Source organism: Sphaerimonospora mesophila (assembly GCF_001417795.1).
Lineage (GTDB): Bacteria > Actinomycetota > Actinomycetes > Streptosporangiales > Streptosporangiaceae > Sphaerimonospora > Sphaerimonospora mesophila.
This window is the reverse complement of sequence record NZ_BCBX01000033.1, coordinates 377,961-395,309: the sequence shown is the minus strand read 5'-3', so window position 1 is coordinate 395,309 and position 17,349 is coordinate 377,961. Positions and strand designations below refer to the sequence as shown.

Genomic DNA, 17,349 nt, shown 5'->3' with positions numbered 1-17,349 from the left:
TGTTATCCGGCCACGATGATCCTCCCTTGGCCAGGTGCCGTCCCGGACGGCGGTGACACGCGGAGAGCTCACCGCGAGAAGAAGAACTGACCGGAGGAGGGTAAGGGCGCCGGTTTCTTGGGAATCATGATGACACCGGATGAGGGGCACTCGACGGAAGGAGGGGCCCAGTTGAAGAAGGTGCGGATTGTGTCGCGACCGCGGCCACCCAGAACCCCCCAGTCCCTCGACCTGCGCACCCCTTCGGGGCGCGTTCTCCCGTTCTGACCGATCAGGCCCGCGCCAGCTCGTAGCAGCGGGCGAAACCCTCGAGCACGGACGTCCACGAGCAGTTCACCGGCTCGGTCTCCCGGTTGTGCTCGGCGATCGAGCGACGCAGCTCGTGATCGCCGGCGAGCCGGGCGACCGCCGCGACCAGTTCGTCGAACGTGCGCCCCAGCAGGCCCTCCTTGCCGGGGCCGACGAAGTCGGCGACGCCGCTCTGGGCCCGGGCGACCACGGGGACACCCGCCGCCCGGGCCTCCAGCGCGGCCAGCCCGAACGACTCACGCGGCGCCGGGGCCACGAAGACGTCGGCCGAGGCGAGCAGTCCCTTGATCTGTTCCCGGCTGAACCGGCCGGGCAGCGACACCCAGTCGAGGCGCCGGGCCGCCAGGTAACGTTCCATCCGGCCGCGCGCCGGGCCGTCGCCGACGATCGTGGCCCGCAGCGCGATCTGGCCGGGCACCCGCGCGCGTACGGCCTCGAGCAGCTTGAGCAGCCGCAGCGGCTGCTTGCGCGGCGCGAGCCTGCCGACGGCCACGACGTGCACACCGTCCGCATGAACGCCGTCCGTACGAACACCGTCCAGTCCGACGGCCGGCGGCTCGTCGCGCGGGCGCCAGTCGGAGACGTCCAGGCCGTTCGACACCACCTGCACCGGGACCCGTAGGCCGGCCACCGCCCGGATAGGGCGCGCGGCGGCCTCGCTGACGGCGGTCGCGACCAGGCCCCAGCGCCGCCAGTCGAACACCCCCTGCAGCGCCCGGTAGACCCCGCGCGTGACGGGATCCCACATGCTGTGCACGGTGACCACGACGGGCAGGCCGGCCCGTACGGCGGCGCGCACCCCCATCCAGGCGAACGGGGAGACCGCTCCGGTGTGCACGTGGACCACGTCGGGCCGCCGGGAGGTCATGAGCCGCATCAGGTGGCCCGTGCCGCGCGGGTGCACCGGAAGGTCGAACGGGAGACGGGCCACCACCCGATGCACACCGGGGAGTGCCGCTCCCGGCGTCGCCGTCGCCACCTCGACCGCGTGACCCGCCTCGCGCTGCGCCCTGACGAGGTCGGCGACCTGCACCTCTATGCCCCCGAGCCGGGGCAGGTAGCAGTCGCTGACGTGAAGAATCCTCACCGGCCAAGCCTGACAGAGTGTCCGGCCCCCATCAAACGCCCGCTCGACCGTCCAGGGCGGCACACGCCACGCGAACGACCCATGGGATCATGGGCGGACCAGTGAGTGGACGCGGGTGAGACGGATGACAATCTTCGGCGAGGCGCGATGAGCACCGCGGTGTTCTTCCACGCCCATCCCGACGACGAGGCGCTGCTGACGGCCGGGACCATGGCGATGCTGGCGCACGAGGGACACCGGGTCGTGCTCGTCGTGGCGACGGCAGGCGAGCGGGGCCTCGCCGACCTCCCGCACGGCGACGAGCTGGGCCGGGCCCGGATGGACGAGCTGCACGCCTCGGCAGCGGCCCTCGGCTGCGCCCGGGTGGTGCAGCTCGGCTACGGCGACTCGGGCCTGGCGATCGACGGCGGCGTGGCCGAGGACCGGCCGGACAACGCGTTCATAGACGCCGACATCGAGGAGGCGGCGCAGCGGCTCGCCGCAGTGCTCAAGGAGGAGACCGCCGACCTGGTGACGATCTACGACCCGGCCGGGGGGTACGGCCACCCGGACCACGTCCAGGTGTACCGGGTCGGCACCCGGGCCGCCGAGATCGCCGGGACGCCCATCGTCCTCGAGGCGACGGTGAACCGCGACCTGTTGCTCAAGGGCATCCGGCTGGCGGCCCGCTTCCATCCTTCGCTCGACGTCAGGAGCTTCGAGCGCGCCTACTCCCCCGGCGACGCGATCACCCACCGGGTGAACGTGCGCAGGCATGCCAGGGCCAAGCGGGCGGCCATGGCCGCGCACGGCACGCAGGCGACCGGCGGCGACGGCGAGCGCACCCTCGGCGCCATGCTGAAGATCCCCCATCCCCTCTACCGGTTCGTCTTCGGCACGGAGTGGTACGTCCGCCGGGGCCTGCCCCGCGGCACCCGTCTGCGGCATCCGTTCGACAATCCGTAGGAGGCCGTGATCCTCCGCGAGGAGGAGCCCACGACTCGGGCGCACCCGGCAGACTGGCTGGGGAGCGTTCGATGACGGCGACGGGGGAAATCGCGGGTGAACAGGAAGTGGCTGCAGATCACGCTGTCCGCGGTCTCGCTCGCGCTGGCCGTCGCGCTCGTGGTCTATCTCCCGCAGATCGTCCACGCGCTGACCGGGGCCGAGGTGAGCTGGCGTGAGATCGGCCATGAGTTCGCCAGGATGAGCCTGCCGGCCGTCGCGCTGATGGCCGTGCTGTGGCTGGCCAGCCTCTGGGCGTACACGTTCGTGATGACCTCGGCGCTGCCCGGCCTCACCCATCTGCAGGCGCTGACGCTCAACGCGGCGGGCAGCGCGGTCAGCAACCTGCTGCCGTTCGGCGGCGCCGCCGGAGTGGCGCTGACGTTCGGCATGACGCGCGGCTGGGGCTTCGCCAACCGGCCCATCGTCGTCTACACCCTCGTCACCGGCATCTGGAACACGCTGTTCCGCTTCATCCTGCCCGCGGTCGGCATCGTGTGCCTGCTGATCGCCGGCAAGGCGCCCAACCCCACCGTCGCACAGGCCGGGTGGGCCGGCGCGATCTCGATTCTCGTCCTCGTCGCCGTCGTGGCCGTGGCGCTCTACTGGGACCGGGCGGCGGCCCTCCTCGGCGGCGCGCTCGACGCGCTGGTACGGCTCCTGCCCCGGCGCGTCCGGCCGGGCGAGCACGCGGTGTCGGCGGCGATCGAGCGGCTGCGCCACGACACGGCCGGGATCATCCATCGGCGGTGGCCGGGACTGTCCCTCGGGATGGTCGCGTTCCTCGGCCTGCAGTGCCTGATCATGGCCTGCTGCCTCGTCGTCACCGGGTCCTATCCGGGCCCGGCCGAGACCGTCGCGGTCTTCGCGCTCAGCCGGGTGCTCACCACCGCGCTCGTCACCCCCAGCGGCGCGGGGATCATGGAGGGCGGCGTGGCCGCCCTGCTGGTCGGCGCGTTCGGCCAGCCCGCGAGCGGGGCCACGGCCGCCGCCGTGCTGTTCGGCTTCTGGACGTACACGATCGAGATCCCGTGGGGCGGTCTCGCGCTCGGCGGCTGGGCGCTGCTGCGCAGGCGCGACGGCAACCGCGCCGCGGCGGCATCGGCGGCATCCGGGGAGTGGAGCGGGAGCGGACGAGGACCGGAGGTTCCGCCCCGCGCGACTCCCTAAGATCGCAGCGTGAAGACAGCCCGACCGCGCCGGCGAAACGCTTGTCTCCGATTCGTGGGCGCGCATACCGTTGCGCCTGATATGAATCGGCGGTCGGTTGCCGATGAGCGCGTTGTGAGACATGGATTGGGCGGCGGCCAATGAGCTCGGTGGCGTTCCGGGTTCTCGGGCCCGTTGGAGCGCATGACGGCGCCGGCGAGCTCGACCTCGGCGGGTTACGGCAGCGTGCCGTGCTCGCCCGCCTGCTGGTGGCGCGCGGCCAGGTCGTCCCGGTCGACACCCTGCTGTTCGACCTGTGGAACGACGACGCGGGCAGGGGCGCGCAGTCGGGGCTGCAGGTCTACATCTCCCGGCTGCGCCGCATCCTGGAGCCGAACCGGCCGCGCGGCGGACCGGGCCGGCTGCTCGTGACCGTCGCCTCCGGCTATGCCCTGCGCGCCGCGCCCGAGCAGGTGGACGCGCTGCGCTTCGAGGCCGACGTCCGCTCGGCCGGGGAGCGGCTGGACGATCGCCCGCACGAGGCCAGGGCCATGCTGGGATCGTCGCTCGCGCTCTGGCAGGGCAAGCCGTACTCCGACTTCGCCGACCAGCCGTGGGCCGAGGCCGAGGTGGCGCGGCTGAGCGAGCTGCGCGTGGTCGCGCGGGAACGGCACGCCGACGCCGGCCTGCGGCTGGGGCTGCACGCGGAGACCGTGCCCGATCTGGAGGCGCTGACCACCGAGCACGCCCTGCGCGAGGAGGGCTGGCGGCTGCTCGCGCTCGGTCTGTACCGGTGCGGGCGGCAGGGCGACGCGCTGGCCGCGCTGCGCCGGGCCCGGGCGATCCTGTCCGAGGAGCTCGGCATCGATCCCGGGCCCGCGCTGCGGCGGCTGGAGTCGGACATCCTCTCCCAGGACCCGGGTCTCGACCTGACCCCACCCGCCCGGCGACCGGTGGAGGTCACCGCGGCCCCGCCACCACGGCAGGTGGTCGAGGCGGGAGCCGTACCACCCCTGCCGCCCGAGCCGTTCGTGGGGCGGGACGCCGAGCTGAACGCACTCGCGGCGGCGGCGCCGCGTGCGCGGGCGGGCCGGTTCACGGTCGCCGTGATCGGCGGCGACCCGGGCGCGGGGAAGAGCACCCTGGTGCGGCGGCTCGCCGAACGGCTGGAGGGCGAGGGGTGGACCTCGGCCACCGGCTCCTGCCCCGACAGCACCGCGACCCCGCCGGGCTGGGCCTGGGTCGAGGTGCTGCGCACGCTCGTCACGAGACGGGGCGCGGGAGAGTACGCCGCGCTGCTCGCGCCGCTGCTGGACGACACCGCCCCGGACAACGCGGGCGACGACGACGCCTCCGGTGGTTTCCGGCTGCACCGGGCGGTCGGCGGCTACCTGTCGGCGGCCACTCGGGAGGCGCCGCTGCTGATCCTCCTCGAGGACCTGCAGTGGGCGGACGACCAGACCCTGGCCCTGCTGCGCGCGCTGCCCAGCCTGCTCGCGGCCAGCCGGGTCCTGCTGGTGGTCACCTGCCGGGACGGCGAGCTGAACGCGCGGCAGCAGGACGTGCTCGCCGCGCTCGCCCGGCTGGATCCGGTACGGGTCGCCCTCGGCGGGCTGGACGACGCGGCGGTCGCCGCGCTGGTCCGCGCCACCTGCGTGCGCGAGGTGGACGACGAGGTCGTCGGCGCCATCGTGGAGCGCGCGGGCGGCAACCCGTTCTTCGTCAAGGAGACGGCCCGCCTGTTCGAGGCCGAGGCGGACATCTCCGCCGTGCCGTCCGGGGTGCGGGAGGTGCTGCGGCGGCGGGTCGCCCGGCTGCCGGGGCGTGCGCAGCAGGTGCTGCTGCAGGCCGCCGTGATCGGCCGCGACGTCGACGTCGACGTGCTGGTCGACGTGTCGGGCGACGAGGACTCGGTGGTGGACGCGGTGGAGGCGGCGCTGCTCGCCGGGCTGGTGACCGAGCCCGGCCCCGGCCTGCTCAGGTTCGACCACGCTCTGATCAGGGACACGATCTACTCGGACGCCTCCCGGCTGCGCAGGTCGCGACTGCACGCCGCGGTGGCGTCGGTGATCGAGCAGCGCGACCCGAACGACGTGGCCGCGCTGGCTCATCACTACGACGCCGCGGGCTCGGCCGAGACCGCGGCGAAGGCGCAGCGGTACGCCGGTCTGGCGGCCGGTCAGGCGGAGCGCCGGTTCGCGCACCGGGAGGCCGCATCGCTGTGGCAGAAGGCCATCGCCGCCTTCGACCGCGCCCACCCTTCCGCCCGCCCCGGCCGCGGCCCGGTGAAGGAGCGGCTGGAGCTGCAGCTCAGGCTGATCAGGGCGCTGGCGCTGTGCGGCGACATGACGGCGGCCCGCGCCCACCGGCGGGAGGCGATGGAGGCGGCCCTGCCGCTCGGCGATCTGGAGCTGACCGCACGGGTGGCGGCCGCGCTCGCGGTCCCGCACAAGGGCATCGCCCGGGATTTCACCCGGACCGCCTGGGAGATCGTGAACGTGACCGAGAGGGCACTGGAGGAACTGCCGCCGAGCGAGCAGGCGCTGCGGGCCAGCCTGCTCGCCACGCTGGCGCTGGAGCTCGAGGGATCGGCAACGGAGCGCGGCTATCAGGCGTCGCTGGAGGCCGAGGAGCTGGCGAGGTCGAGCGGTGACCCCGCCCTGCTGGCGACGGCGCTCAGCGGCAGGCTGCGCCAGTCGTACACGCTGACGCAGGTCGACGAGCGCGAGACCATCGGCCGTGAACTGCTGTTGGTCGGCGCGGAGTCCGGGCAGATCGCGGTCCGGACGCTGGCCCACCTGGTGCTGCTGGAATGCGCGGCGGCCCGGGGCGACTTCGCCGAGGCCGACGAGCACCTCGCGCAGGCCGAGCGGCTCGGCCGGCGCTACGACCTGCCCGCACCGGCCGCCGTGGGCGCGTGGTACGCCGGTCAGCGGCTGATGATCACCGGTGACTACGACGCGGCGGAGCGCGCCTACCGGAACGCGGCCCGGCTGACCGCGCGGGCCGGCATGCTCGAAGGCCGCCAGGACCTGCCGCTGATCGCCACGTTCTGCCTCCATCTGGTCGACGGCCGCGCCGCCGAGATGGTCGAGCCGCTGGGCGAGGCCCACCAGCGCGGCGCCAAGTGGACCCTCGACGCCTACGTGGTGGCGCTGTTCTACGCGGGGCACGTCAAGGACGCCCAGGCGATCGCGCTGACCAGGGAGCCGGTCCGTACGGACTTCCTCTACGAGCTCACGCTCATCTGGCGGGCGCTCGCCGGCATGCTGCTCGACGACGAGAACCGGATGCGGGAGGCGTACGAGAAGCTGCTGCCGTTCCACGACAGGATCGCCGGGGCGGGCACGGGCGTGGTCGCCCTCTGGCCGGTGGCCAGGACGCTCGGCGATCTCGCGGTACGGCTCGGCCTGCCGGCCCGGGAGCACTACGAGAAGGCGCTCGCCGTGGCCGAGCGGGTGGACGTCCCCCGCTGGATCGCCGACGCCCGGCACGCGCTCCAGCCCCGCACTCCCTAACGGCGGAGGAGGCCGTGGCAGGCGATGGCCGCGGCGGCCACGACGTTGAGCGAGTCCACGCCCAGATCCATGGCGGCCGGGCTCATCGGGATGCAGACGGGCAGATCGGCGTCCTTGAGCCAGTGCGACGACAGGCCGTCGCCCTCCGAGCCCAGCAGCAGCGCCACCCGCTCCCCCATGACGACCCGGTCGAGCGGTGTGGCCGACTGGTCGGGGGTCAGCGCCAGCGTCTGGAATCCGGCCGCCCGGATCTCGGCCAGGCCGCCGTGCCAGTCGGCCATCCTCGCGTACGGGATGGCGAAGACCGCTCCCATGGAGACCTTCACGGAGCGGCGGTAGAGGGGGTCGGCGCAGCGGGGCGACAGGACGATCGCGCCGACGCCCAGCGCGGCGGCGCAGCGGAAGACGGCCCCGACGTTGCCGTGGTCCACGAGGTCCTCGAGCACGACGATCCTGCTCACTCCGCCCAGCAGCTCCGCCACGGCGGGCAGCGCCGTACGCTCCATCGAGGCGAGCGCGCCCCGGTGGACGGGAAAGCCGGTGACGCCGGCCATGACCTCGTCGGAGACCACGTAGACGGGGGTGGTCTCCCCGACGGCGCCGGCGAGGTGGTCGAGCCACTTGGCCGTGGTCAGGACCGAGCGCACCGGGTGACCGGCTCCGACGGCCCGCCGGATGACCTTCTCCCCCTCGGCGATGAACAGCCCGTGCTCGCTCTCCAGGCTCTTGCGCAGGTCCACATCGCGTAGCCGTACGTAATCGGCGAGGCGCGGATCGGCGGCGTCTTCGACGGGGATGAGCACCCGTCAAGGGTACGGCGGAGCCGGCGCCCCGCGGCATCGACGGCCCAAAGTCGCACTAAAACCGACGTTTGGCCCCACATCGCGATGCCGCTATCGTTCCGTAAGCATTACGGAGAATCTCCCCCGAGAGCCACGCCTCATCCCGGGGGGAGCCAAATCGAGACCGAAGAGGGCACCGTGGGCGGACGGCACCGCACAGACGAACTCGAGGGTGGCTTCAATCCCGAGCACGAACAGCCATCCAGGCGGCGCGGCGGCGGCCCGGGCAAGGTGTTCGTCCCGCTGGCGGGCGCGGTCGCCCTCGCCGTGCTCTGCGGGGTGGCCGCATACGTGGTCGTCAACAAGAACCCCGAATGCGGGGAGGCGGGAAGCTCCGGCGACAAGATCGGGCTCACCGTGGTGGCCTCGCCCGACATCCAGCCGGCGGTGCAGAAGATCGCGAGCAGGTTCGCCAAGTCGGGCAAGAAGGTCAACGGGAAATGCGTGGCCGTGACGGTCAAGGCGGCGGAGTCCGCCGACGTCGCGAACGCGATCGCGGGAACCGGCCCCACCAAGGCCGGGGCCGCTGGGAAGGCCGGGGCCGTCCCCGACCTCTGGATCCCCGACTCCAAGCTCTGGACCACCGGTCTGCCCGAGAACGGCACGGCGAAGATGGCGGGCAACGCCGCCCGTTCCCCCATTGTGCTCACCACGTCGAAGTCCGGTGCGGAGAAGCTGAGCTCGGGCTTCAGCCCGGCGAGCTGGACCGGGCTGATGAGCGCGGCGAACGCCGCCAACCCCGACGGCCTGGCCAGGAAGGTGCGCGTGCTCGCGCTCGACCCGACGCAGAACGCGGCCGGGCTGGGTGCGCTGCTCGCCGGCGCGAGCGTGCTCAAGGCGAAGGGCGGGAGCGAGGAGCTCCTCGTCGGCGTGCTGCGGCAGTTGTCGGGATCCACCGTGCCGTCCCCCGACAATCTCTTCGCCACGCTGACCAAGACCACCGCGCGCGTCCCGGTCGGCGTCGCCTCGGAGCAGGCGGTCTGGTCCTTCAACACCAAGACCTCCCCGTCGAACCCCGCGGTCGCGCTCTATCCGACCGAGGGCACGGTCAGCCTCGACTACCCGATCGTCATCAGGGCCGAGAACGGCGCGGTCCGCAAGGCCGCCGACGCCTTCGCCGCCGAGCTGACCTCGGCCTCGGGCAAGAAGACCGTGCAGGACTACGGCTTCCGCACCCCGGAGGGCACGGGCGGCGGCCTGCTCAAGCCGGAGAACGGGGTGAACGCCAAGAAACCGGCGGAGATCGCGCTGCCCGACCAGGCGTCGATCGACAAGCTGGCCCAGGCGTGGCGGCAGATCAAGCTGGGCACCCGCCTGCTCGGGCTGATCGACATCTCCGGGACGATGGCCGAGCCGGCCGACAGCACCGGGGTCAGCCGGATGAAGGCCATCACGGACACCAGCATCGAGGGACTGAAGCTCTTCCCGGGCAAGGCCGAGGTAGGCATCTGGGCGTTCTCCGACAACCTGCAGGGCCAGGGCGTGGACTGGAAACCCATCATCTCGATCGGCCCGCTGGCGCAGCAGGTCAACGGCGTCACCCGGCGTGACCGCATCATCCGGGCCATGCAGCGGACCAGCGCGATCCCGACCGGCAACACCGGGCTGAACGACACGCTGTGGGCCGCCTACCAGAAGATGACCAAGGAGTATCAGCCCGACAAGGTCAACACGATCCTGCTGTTCACCGACGGCGTCGGCAACGACGACCCGACCGGCGGCCTCGAGAACGACGAGATCATCCGGAAGCTGAAGCAGACGTACGACCCCAAGCGGCCGGTGAGCATCCTGATCATCTCGTTCAACACGACGAAGGACGACGACAGGGCGCAGATGACCGCGATCGCCAAGGCCACCGGCGGCGCGGCGTACTTCCCGCAGACGGTGCTGGAGATCCGCGACATCTTCCTCAAGGGCATCGCGCGCCGGCTCTGCGCGCCGAACTGCGAAGGGGCGCGCCAGTAGGCGGCCTCCGGTCGTGGCCTCCCCGGAGATACCCGGTGCCGGGCAACATTCCGGATAAGATCGCGGCTTCCGGCGCGATCAGGTAAACCCGCTGCATGGGCAAGGCGTCGCCATTGTCGTCAGGTGAAGCCGTGGGTCCCATGTGACGAGCGTCGTTCGGGGAGTCGGGGAGGCATGAGCAGGAGCCGTACCATCGCGAAGGTCGTGCTCGCCGTGGCGTGTGCCGCCGGCGCGGTGCTGGTGCTGGCGGACGTCGAGACGCCCGCCCGCATGGTGCTCGCTCCCCTGTTCATGCTGGTGGTTCCCGGCGCGGCGATCATCGGACTGTTGCGCGATCGTGACCCTCTCTCGACGCTGACGGTGGGTGCGGCGGCAAGCCTGGCAATAAATGTTCTACTCGCCGAAGCCATGCTCCTCTTCAACGCGTGGTCCCCCCGTGCCGGGGTCGCCACGATCGGGGTGCTGGGCTTCTTCCTGCTCGTCATCCGGTTGCTCTACCGGGAACGGGCGCCATCGACCGTGCCGTTGAACAGCGCCGCCGGACGGCGCCGTTGAAAAGGGGGGCAGGCTCAGGGTGACCATCACACGCGCCGTCGAAGGGCCAAGGCCATGAGGTCCTTCGGATCCGCCCGCCCCGCACCCGTCTGATTCACTCACCGACACGGCGTTCCCTCCCCGCCACGGCGTCGGCGTCCCCCTCACCGCCGTCGCCGGTTCAGCCATTCGTCCGCTTGACAGACCAGCCTCTCCCTGCCAGCAGACCGGGACGGAGAACGCCTCTCCGTCCAGACCGCGCCGGTTCGTCGGCAGTCCACGAATGACCGACTGCCTGGAAGGACACCCCAGTCACGATGAGTCCCGACATCACCCAGCACGGGGTCAAGCCACAGTTCGCCACCCTACGGTCGCTGCCCGCCGTCGACCGATATACACCGCTCGGCCCGCACCTCGCCATCGCCCCGACCGTGAGCGTGGTCATCCCCGCGATGAACGAGGCGGAGAACCTCCCGCATGTCTTCGCCACCCTGCCCCCGTGGGTCCACGAGGTCGTGCTCGTCGACGGCAACTCGGCCGACGACACGGTCGCGGTGGCCCGCCGGCTCCGCCCCGGCCTCCGGGTCGTACGGCAGCGCGGCCGCGGCAAGGGCAACGCGCTCGCCGAGGGGTTCGCCGCCTGCACCGGTGAGATCATCGTGATGATCGACGCGGACGGCTCGACCGACGGCCGTGAGATCATCCGCTTCGTCGGCGCACTGGTCAGCGGCGCCGACTTCGCCAAGGGATCCCGCTGTCTCCCCGGCGGCGGCAGCGACGACCTGACCATCAGCCGGAGGCTGGGCAACAGCATGCTGCGCATGGTCGTCAACCTCGTCTACGGCACCCGCTACACCGACCTGTGCTACGGCTACAACGCGTTCTGGGCCCATCACCTGCCGGTCCTCGACCTCGACTGCGACGGGTTCGAGGTCGAGACGCTGATGAACATCCGCGCCGCCCGGGCCGGGCTGCGCGTCCACGAGGTGCCGAGCCACGAGCGCTGCCGCATCCACGGCGCGAGCAACCTCAGGACGGTCAGGGACGGCCTGCGGGTGCTGCGGACCATCGCGCGGGAGTGGCGGCGCGAACCGCGATCGGCGCCGTCGGCCACGACCACACCGGTGGCCGACAAGGGCGCGGCATGAGCCCACGGATCTCTGTGGTGATCTGCGCCTACACCGAGGATCGCTGGGACGACATCCGGGCGGCGGTCGAGTCGGTGCGCGCGCAACGGCGGCAGCCGTACGAACTGATCCTCGTGGTCGACCACAACCCCGCCCTGCATCTGAGGATGAAGCGGGAGTACGCGGACGCGATCGTGCTGGAGAACGCGCACGAGCGTGGGCTGTCCGGCGGCAAGAACACGGGAACGGAGGCGGCCACGGGCGATGTGGTCGCCTTCCTCGACGACGACGCGGTGGCCGATCCCGAGTGGCTGGCGGCGTTCGAGGCGGACTTCGCCGACCCGGCCGTGGTGGGCGTGGGCGGCCTGACCAGGCCGCTGTGGGCGGGCGGCGGCCGTCCCCGCTGGTTTCCCGAGGAGTTCGACTGGACGGTGGGCTGCACCTATCGGGGCATGCCCGTCGAGCGCGCCCCGATCCGGAATGTGATGGGGGGAAACGCCGCGTTCCGCCGGGAGGTCGTCGGCGCGGTCGGCGGGTTCAGCACGCACATCGGGCGCAGCGTACGCGGCGGCGGGAGCAGGCCGCTGGGCTGTGAGGAGACGGAGTTCTGCATCCGGCTCACGCAGCGGCGCCCCGGATCGGTCCTGCTGTTCGAGCCGGGCGCGGCGATCGGTCACCGTGTCTCCGCCGAGCGGGCGCGCTTCGCCTACTTCCGGTCCAGGTGCTATGCGGAGGGTCTGTCGAAGGCCATGGTGACCCGCAGCGTGGGCGCGGGTGACGGACTGTCCAGCGAGCGGAGCTACACGTTACGGACGCTCCCGCTGGGCGTGCTGCGCGGGCTCGGCGACGCCGTACGCGGGGATCTCGCCGGGCTCGGCCGCGCGGCCGCGATCGTCACCGGGCTGGCCTGGACCACCTGGGGCTACGTCGTGGGCCGCGTGCGGACCGGAACGGCGGCGGAGGCGGGCCGATGACCCGGGTGCCCATCCTGATGTACCACTCGGTGACCGACCGGCCGACCTCGGGCACCCGCCCGCACGCGGTGCGGCCGGCCGACTTCGCCGAGCAGATGGCCTATCTGGCGGACCGCGGGTTCACCGCGCTGACCTTCGGCGAGCTGACGGCCGCGCTGGACGCGGGCGCGGAGCTTCCCGAGCGCCCCGTCGTGATCACATTCGACGACGGGTACGCCGACTTCCACGAGATCGCCCTGCCCGTGCTCGACCGTCTGGGCCTGCGTTCCACGCTCTTCGTCACCAGCGGGTGGGTGCGCGACGCCGGGCCGCATGCGGCGGGGCGGCCGCTCGACCGGACGCTGAGCTGGAGCCAGATCCGCGAGGCCGCCGGGCACGGCGTGGAGATCGCCGGCCACAGCCACAGCCATCCCCAGCTCGACCAGATTCCCGACCGCGAGCTCCGGGAGGAGCTGCGGCGCAACAAGGCGCTGCTGGAGGAGCGGATCGACCGGCCCGTGCGCACGATGGCCTACCCCTACGGCTATTCCAGCGCGAGGGTGCGGCGGGCGGTAAGCGAGACGGGCTATCAGGCGGCCTGCGCGGTGAACAACGCCGTCGCCGCCGGGCGCCATGACCGGCTGGCCGTTCCCCGGCTCACGGTGGGGCGTGACATCACGATCGCCCGCTTCCGCCGGGCGGTCGAGGATCGCGGAATGCCTCTCATTTATCTCAAATATCGCGCTTTCACCGGAGGTTACGCAGTCGTGCGCCGGACGCGTTCCGCTTTACGAGCCGTTGCCACTCGCCAGTAACAATCATGATTCGCGAGGTGTTAGCGCGAGTTCGAAAGGGGAGAAAACACCCGACCGAGGATTTGAGGGGGCATCGTGGCCCAAGCATGGCTGCCCGGCGCCAGCCGGCTTCCCTCCCTTCAGGACTCCGGGGCGATGCTCGGCGGGGCTCCGCGCACCGTCTGGTTCATCTGGCCCGCGGATCCTCAAGCGGTTTCCGCCAAGTCCGTCGCCCAGCGGCTCATCCAGCTCGATCGCCCCTCCCACCTGGTGTGGAACCCGGTGACCGGGGAGATCGTCCAGCTCCTCCCGCCCACCAGGGCGGCGAGCGGGCTGGTGGGAGATCGGGGCCGGAACGGGCGCGTCTGCGTGCAGGTCCGGGTCATCGGATCCACGCACGAACCGTTCACCGATACCAAGCTCGACGGCCTGGACGACATCCTGGAGTGGCTGGACTCCTGGGAGGTTCCCCGTCGCTGGCCGTGCGGGCCGCCGCTGCCCTACCCGCACTCGCTCATGGCCGACCGCAGTTGCCGCCTATGGTCGCTCGGCGGGCACTTCGGCCATTCGCAGGTGCCGGGGACCCGGGAGGGCGACCCGGGCTCGATCGACATCACCAGGATCGTCGGTCCCGCTCCCGCCAAGCTGCAGGTCCCTCAGGAGGACCTGCGGCTGCTGGAGCAGGTGATCTAGTGCCGCGACCGCCAAGGTTTGCCCGGAAGGAGCGGCGGCCAGGGTGGTGCGTCGCAAGGCGGAGGAGGAGCTGAGTAGCGGAGCTACGAGCGACGACTCCAACGCCGCGAGGTGCCGCCCTGGACGACGCGACGGGGCAAGGATCGGCGGGAGGGGCGCTTGACTCCGGGGATCACGGCGCGGCGAGCAGCCGCCGGATCACCGTGCAGGCGTGCCGTACGTCGGCCTGCGAGGCCGAGCCGTACCCGAGCACGAGGCCGTGCACGCGCGGCGTGCCGTGATGGTGGCGGTCGACGGTGTCGAGCAGCACGCCGTGTCGGCGTGCCCGCTCGACCAGCCGGTGGACGACCTCTGCGGGCAGCTCGATCACCACGTGCAGCCCGGCGGTGTCGCCGCGCACGACCGGCCCGAGCGGCCCGAGGGTCTCGACGATGATCGCGCGGCGCCGGGCGTACTCGAGCCGCATCCTGCGCAGGTGCCGGTCGAGGTCCCCGCGCTCCAGGAGGGTCGCCACCGCGGCCTGCACGGGTCCGGGCGTGCGGTCGGTCAACTCCTCCCGGACCTTGGCGATCAGGTCGAGCAGTCCTCCGGAGGCAACCAGCCAGCCGAGGCCGACGTCCGGGCTGAGCGACTTCGACAGCGAGCCGAGCAGGACCACCCGGTCGGGGTCGAGGCCGTAGAGCGCGGGCAGCGGCGCGACGTCGTAGCGGAACTCCGCGTCGTAGTCGTCCTCGACGAGGATCGCGCCCGTGCGGCGAGCCCACGCGAGCAGCCGTTCCCTGCGCGGGATCGGCAGCCGGCCGCCCATCGGGTACTGGTGGGCGGGTGTGGTGTAGAGCACCCGAAGGTCGTCCGGCAGCGCCTCGACGATCACCCCCTGGTCGTCCACCGGGCACGGGACGATCTCGGCGCCCCGGGCGGCGAAGATGCCCCTGGCCTTTCGGTAACCGGGTTCCTCCACTCCCGCCCTCGGCGGGGGCTCGCCGGGCCGGGGCCGCAGCAGCACGGTCGCGATGAGGTCGAGCCCGTTGCCGGTGCCCCTCGTGACCATGACGTCCTCCACCGAGACGGGCACGGCCCTCGCCCGGCGTAGATGCTCGGCGAGCAGCTCGCGCAGCCGGGGATGGCCGTAGGGGTCCGGGAAATCGTCCGGCGGGAGGGCCCCGGCCGCGCGCCAGGCACGCCGCCAGGCCGCCATGTCGTACGCGGACGCCCACGGCCGTCCGGGCCGCATGTCGATCACCCGGTCCGCCGGTCCGGTGCGGACGCGATCGCCCGGCCGTTCGCGTCGCTCCCGGCGTGCCGTCCGCCCTCCGTGATCGACGCCGTCCGCCACGTACGTCCCCGAGCCGTGCCGTCCGTCCACCCAGCCCTCGGCGTAAAGCTGCTGGTAGGCGACCATCACGACGGTCCGGCTGACGCCGAGCACGGAGGCGAGCCCGCGGCTCGACGGCAGCCGCTCGCCCGCCCTCAGCCCGCCGGTGCGCATCGCCTCTCTGAGCAGGTCGGCGAGCTGCGCGGTCAGCGGCACCGGCGAGGATCGGTCCAGGGTCAGGGGAAGGTCGATATGCCCGCGCACGATGTTCTCCGGTGAAGTGGTCTCGCGAGAGCGGCCGGAAGTGGACATGTTGCACGTGTCCACTTCCGCTTAACCTAACGGACATGCTCTCCACGACACCGCGGACCACCCTGAAGCGCGCCAAGGACCGTGCCCGTACGGACCGCGCCGACCTCTACGCGGTCCTGGACGCCGGCCTCGTCTGCCACCTCGGCGTGGTGGCCGGCGGGCAGCCGATGGTGATCCCGACCGGGTACGGCCGGCGGGACGACACGCTCTATCTGCACGGTTCGACCGGGGCGACCTCGCTACGCGCGGCGCTCGACGGTCCCGTGTGCGTCACCGTCACCCACCTCGACGGCATCGTCCTCGCCCGGTCCGCCTTCCACCACTCGGCCAACTACCGCTCCGCGATGATCTACGGTACGGCCCGGCCGGTGGAGGACTTCGACGAGCGGCTCGAAGCCCTGCGTGTGATCACCGAGCAGCTCGCCCCCGGCCGGTGGGAGGCCGTCCGTCCGCCCACCCGCAAGGAGATCGCCGCGACGGCCGTGCTCGCGTTGCCGCTCGACGAGGCCTCCGTCAAGGTGCGGCAGGGCCCACCGATCGACGACGAGGAAGACTACGACCTGCCCGTCTGGGCGGGGGTGCTGCCGCTGACCGTGGGCTGGGGCGCCCCGGTGCCGGATCCGCGCCTGGCCGCGGGCATCGCCGTACCCGCCCACGTCAGCGACCGCGGGTGAACGCCGGCACCGGACCGGGCGCGGGAGCGCCCGGGCGGGCGGCTCACCAGTCTTCGAAGTGGATGAAGCGGCTCGGCCAGCCGCTGCCGGAGTAGATCTTCCGGGTCGAGTAACGGTGGTCGCCCTGCCCGTTGTACTCCTCGACCACGATGTAGCCGTCGCCGACTCCCGAGACGAAGGCGACGTGTCCGTACGTCCCGCCCTCCCACTGGGCGATGCTGCCGGCGACCGGCGTGCCGTCCTGCCGGACGCCCGCGCGTGACGCCGCGGTGTCCCAGTTCTTGGCATGCCACCAGTGATCGGTGCCGGGCTGCCGCCAGTAGGCGTTGAACCCGGAGATGTGGTAGCGCCGGACCCGCCAGGTGGCGAACGAGGTGCACTCCTTCACCAGGAATCCCCAGGCGTCGGGGTGGTAGGTGGGGTAGCCGCCGAGCGGATAGTCGTTGTAGGTCACGTAGGCCTTCGCCGATCCGGAGGCCGACCCCTCCACCCCGAACCGGTCGGCGACCACCCGCAGGTCCCAGCAGCCGGCCAGGTGCTCGACCGTGTGACTGGTCCTGGTGATCATGATGCCGAGGATCGTCCACTTCCCAGAAGCTCCGCACGGCCTGCCGTCGACGCTGTAACCGGTGGCCCCGGACACCGCGTTCCACGTGACGTCGATGGCCTCCCTGCCGGGGACCGGGGCGGCCCGGACGCCGGAGGGCCTGCCCGGCGGGGTCACCGTCAGACGCACGGAATCGGTGTTGGAGGGTGCGGAGTCGCCGGCCACGTTGGTCGCCCGGACGCGGAACTCGTAGGTTCTCGACGGCGTGAGGTAGTCCACGGTGAACGAGCAGCAGGTGGACAGCGGATACTTCAGCCGGATCCAGGAGCCGCCCGCGACGCGGTACTCGATCCAGTAGTACACGTTCTTGGTCGGGCTCGCCGTCCAGGTGAGCTTCACCGCGTTCTCGCCGTGCGCCGAGGCGCTGAGCCCGGACGGCGCCTGCGGGAACGGCGGCATCGGCTTCGCCGACGCGACGTTGGACGGAGCGGAGTCACCCGCCAGGTTCGTGGCGCGCACCCGGAAGTCGTACGACTTCCCGTTCGT

Annotated in this window: 14 protein-coding genes; 10 read left to right on the top strand and 4 right to left on the bottom strand. The window is 72.1% G+C overall.

Going from position 1 to position 17,349, the window contains the following annotated elements; all coding sequences use genetic code 11:
- Positions 1–271: 271 nt before the first annotated feature.
- Positions 272–1,396, bottom strand: a complete 1,125-nt coding sequence (locus AP234_RS11780) for a glycosyltransferase family 4 protein (RefSeq protein ID WP_055479612.1) — start codon at positions 1,394–1,396, stop codon at positions 272–274.
- 147 nt (positions 1,397–1,543) lie between these two features.
- Here AP234_RS11780 and AP234_RS11775 point away from each other — a divergent pair, with 147 nt between their 5' ends.
- From AP234_RS11775 to AP234_RS11765, 3 genes are all read left to right on the top strand, one after another.
- The gene (locus AP234_RS11775) at positions 1,544–2,341 is read left to right on the top strand and encodes a PIG-L family deacetylase (protein ID WP_055479611.1); all 798 of its coding nucleotides are present in this window, start codon (positions 1,544–1,546) and stop codon (positions 2,339–2,341) included.
- A gap of 96 nt (positions 2,342–2,437) precedes the next feature.
- Positions 2,438–3,550 (top strand): lysylphosphatidylglycerol synthase domain-containing protein, encoded by a 1,113-nt coding sequence (locus AP234_RS11770; RefSeq protein WP_055479610.1) that lies wholly within the window; start codon positions 2,438–2,440, stop codon positions 3,548–3,550.
- Positions 3,551–3,690: 140 nt separating this feature from the next.
- On the top strand, positions 3,691–7,047 hold the full coding sequence (locus AP234_RS11765) for an AfsR/SARP family transcriptional regulator (RefSeq protein ID WP_055479609.1): 3,357 nt from the start codon (positions 3,691–3,693) through the stop codon (positions 7,045–7,047).
- On the opposite strand, the gene AP234_RS11760 is transcribed toward AP234_RS11765, so the two are convergent.
- Complete coding sequence (locus AP234_RS11760; RefSeq protein ID WP_055479608.1) at positions 7,044–7,850, bottom strand: TrmH family RNA methyltransferase; 807 nt, start codon at positions 7,848–7,850, stop codon at positions 7,044–7,046. The two genes, AP234_RS11765 and AP234_RS11760, sit on opposite strands and share 4 nt — an antisense overlap.
- Before the next feature lie 177 nt (positions 7,851–8,027).
- Here AP234_RS11760 and AP234_RS11755 point away from each other — a divergent pair, with 177 nt between their 5' ends.
- From AP234_RS11755 to AP234_RS11730, 6 genes are all read left to right on the top strand, one after another.
- Positions 8,028–9,854, top strand: a complete 1,827-nt coding sequence (locus tag AP234_RS11755) for a substrate-binding and VWA domain-containing protein (protein WP_055479607.1) — start codon at positions 8,028–8,030, stop codon at positions 9,852–9,854.
- 174 nt (positions 9,855–10,028) lie between these two features.
- On the top strand, positions 10,029–10,409 hold the full coding sequence (locus AP234_RS11750) for a hypothetical protein (RefSeq protein ID WP_055479606.1): 381 nt from the start codon (positions 10,029–10,031) through the stop codon (positions 10,407–10,409).
- A 296-nt stretch (positions 10,410–10,705) separates the two neighbouring features.
- Positions 10,706–11,536: a glycosyltransferase family 2 protein gene (locus AP234_RS11745; protein ID WP_083502007.1), complete on the top strand. Its 831-nt coding sequence runs from the start codon at positions 10,706–10,708 to the stop codon at positions 11,534–11,536.
- Positions 11,533–12,489 carry a glycosyltransferase family 2 protein gene (locus tag AP234_RS11740; RefSeq protein ID WP_055479729.1) on the top strand — a complete coding sequence of 319 codons (957 nt, stop codon included), beginning with the start codon at positions 11,533–11,535 and terminating at the stop codon, positions 12,487–12,489. The genes AP234_RS11745 and AP234_RS11740 overlap by 4 nt, the downstream gene beginning before the upstream one ends.
- Positions 12,486–13,283: a polysaccharide deacetylase family protein gene (locus tag AP234_RS11735; protein ID WP_055479605.1), complete on the top strand. Its 798-nt coding sequence runs from the start codon at positions 12,486–12,488 to the stop codon at positions 13,281–13,283. Before AP234_RS11740 ends, AP234_RS11735 begins: the two co-directional genes overlap by 4 nt.
- 75 nt (positions 13,284–13,358) lie before the next feature.
- Positions 13,359–13,955, top strand: a complete 597-nt coding sequence (locus tag AP234_RS11730) for a hypothetical protein (RefSeq protein ID WP_200926448.1) — start codon at positions 13,359–13,361, stop codon at positions 13,953–13,955.
- 172 nt (positions 13,956–14,127) lie between these two features.
- On the opposite strand, the gene AP234_RS11725 is transcribed toward AP234_RS11730, so the two are convergent.
- Positions 14,128–15,537, bottom strand: coding sequence for a PLP-dependent aminotransferase family protein (locus tag AP234_RS11725; RefSeq protein ID WP_055479728.1), 1,410 nt, complete (start codon positions 15,535–15,537; stop codon positions 14,128–14,130).
- 80 nt (positions 15,538–15,617) lie between these two features.
- Here AP234_RS11725 and AP234_RS11720 point away from each other — a divergent pair, with 80 nt between their 5' ends.
- Complete coding sequence (locus AP234_RS11720) at positions 15,618–16,256, top strand: pyridoxamine 5'-phosphate oxidase family protein (protein ID WP_055479603.1); 639 nt, start codon at positions 15,618–15,620, stop codon at positions 16,254–16,256.
- Positions 16,257–16,299: 43 nt separating this feature from the next.
- Here AP234_RS11720 and AP234_RS37185 read toward each other — a convergent pair.
- On the bottom strand, positions 16,300–17,349 hold a 1,050-nt coding region (locus AP234_RS37185), incomplete at its 5' end, for a fibronectin type III domain-containing protein (RefSeq protein WP_160330418.1).

Bases quoted from the DNA above. Each gene is read 5' to 3' on its own strand.
- AP234_RS11775 (WP_055479611.1), top strand. From the start codon at position 1,544: ATGAGCACCGCGGTGTTCTTCCACGCCCATCCCGACGACGAGGCGCTG.
- AP234_RS11765 (WP_055479609.1), top strand. From the start codon at position 3,691: ATGAGCTCGGTGGCGTTCCGGGTTCTCGGGCCCGTTGGAGCGCATGAC.
- AP234_RS11750 (WP_055479606.1), top strand. From the start codon at position 10,029: ATGAGCAGGAGCCGTACCATCGCGAAGGTCGTGCTCGCCGTGGCGTGT.
- AP234_RS11735 (WP_055479605.1), top strand. From the start codon at position 12,486: ATGACCCGGGTGCCCATCCTGATGTACCACTCGGTGACCGACCGGCCG.
- AP234_RS11720 (WP_055479603.1), top strand. From the start codon at position 15,618: ATGCTCTCCACGACACCGCGGACCACCCTGAAGCGCGCCAAGGACCGT.
- AP234_RS11745 (WP_083502007.1), top strand. From the start codon at position 10,706: ATGAGTCCCGACATCACCCAGCACGGGGTCAAGCCACAGTTCGCCACC.
- AP234_RS11740 (WP_055479729.1), top strand. From the start codon at position 11,533: ATGAGCCCACGGATCTCTGTGGTGATCTGCGCCTACACCGAGGATCGC.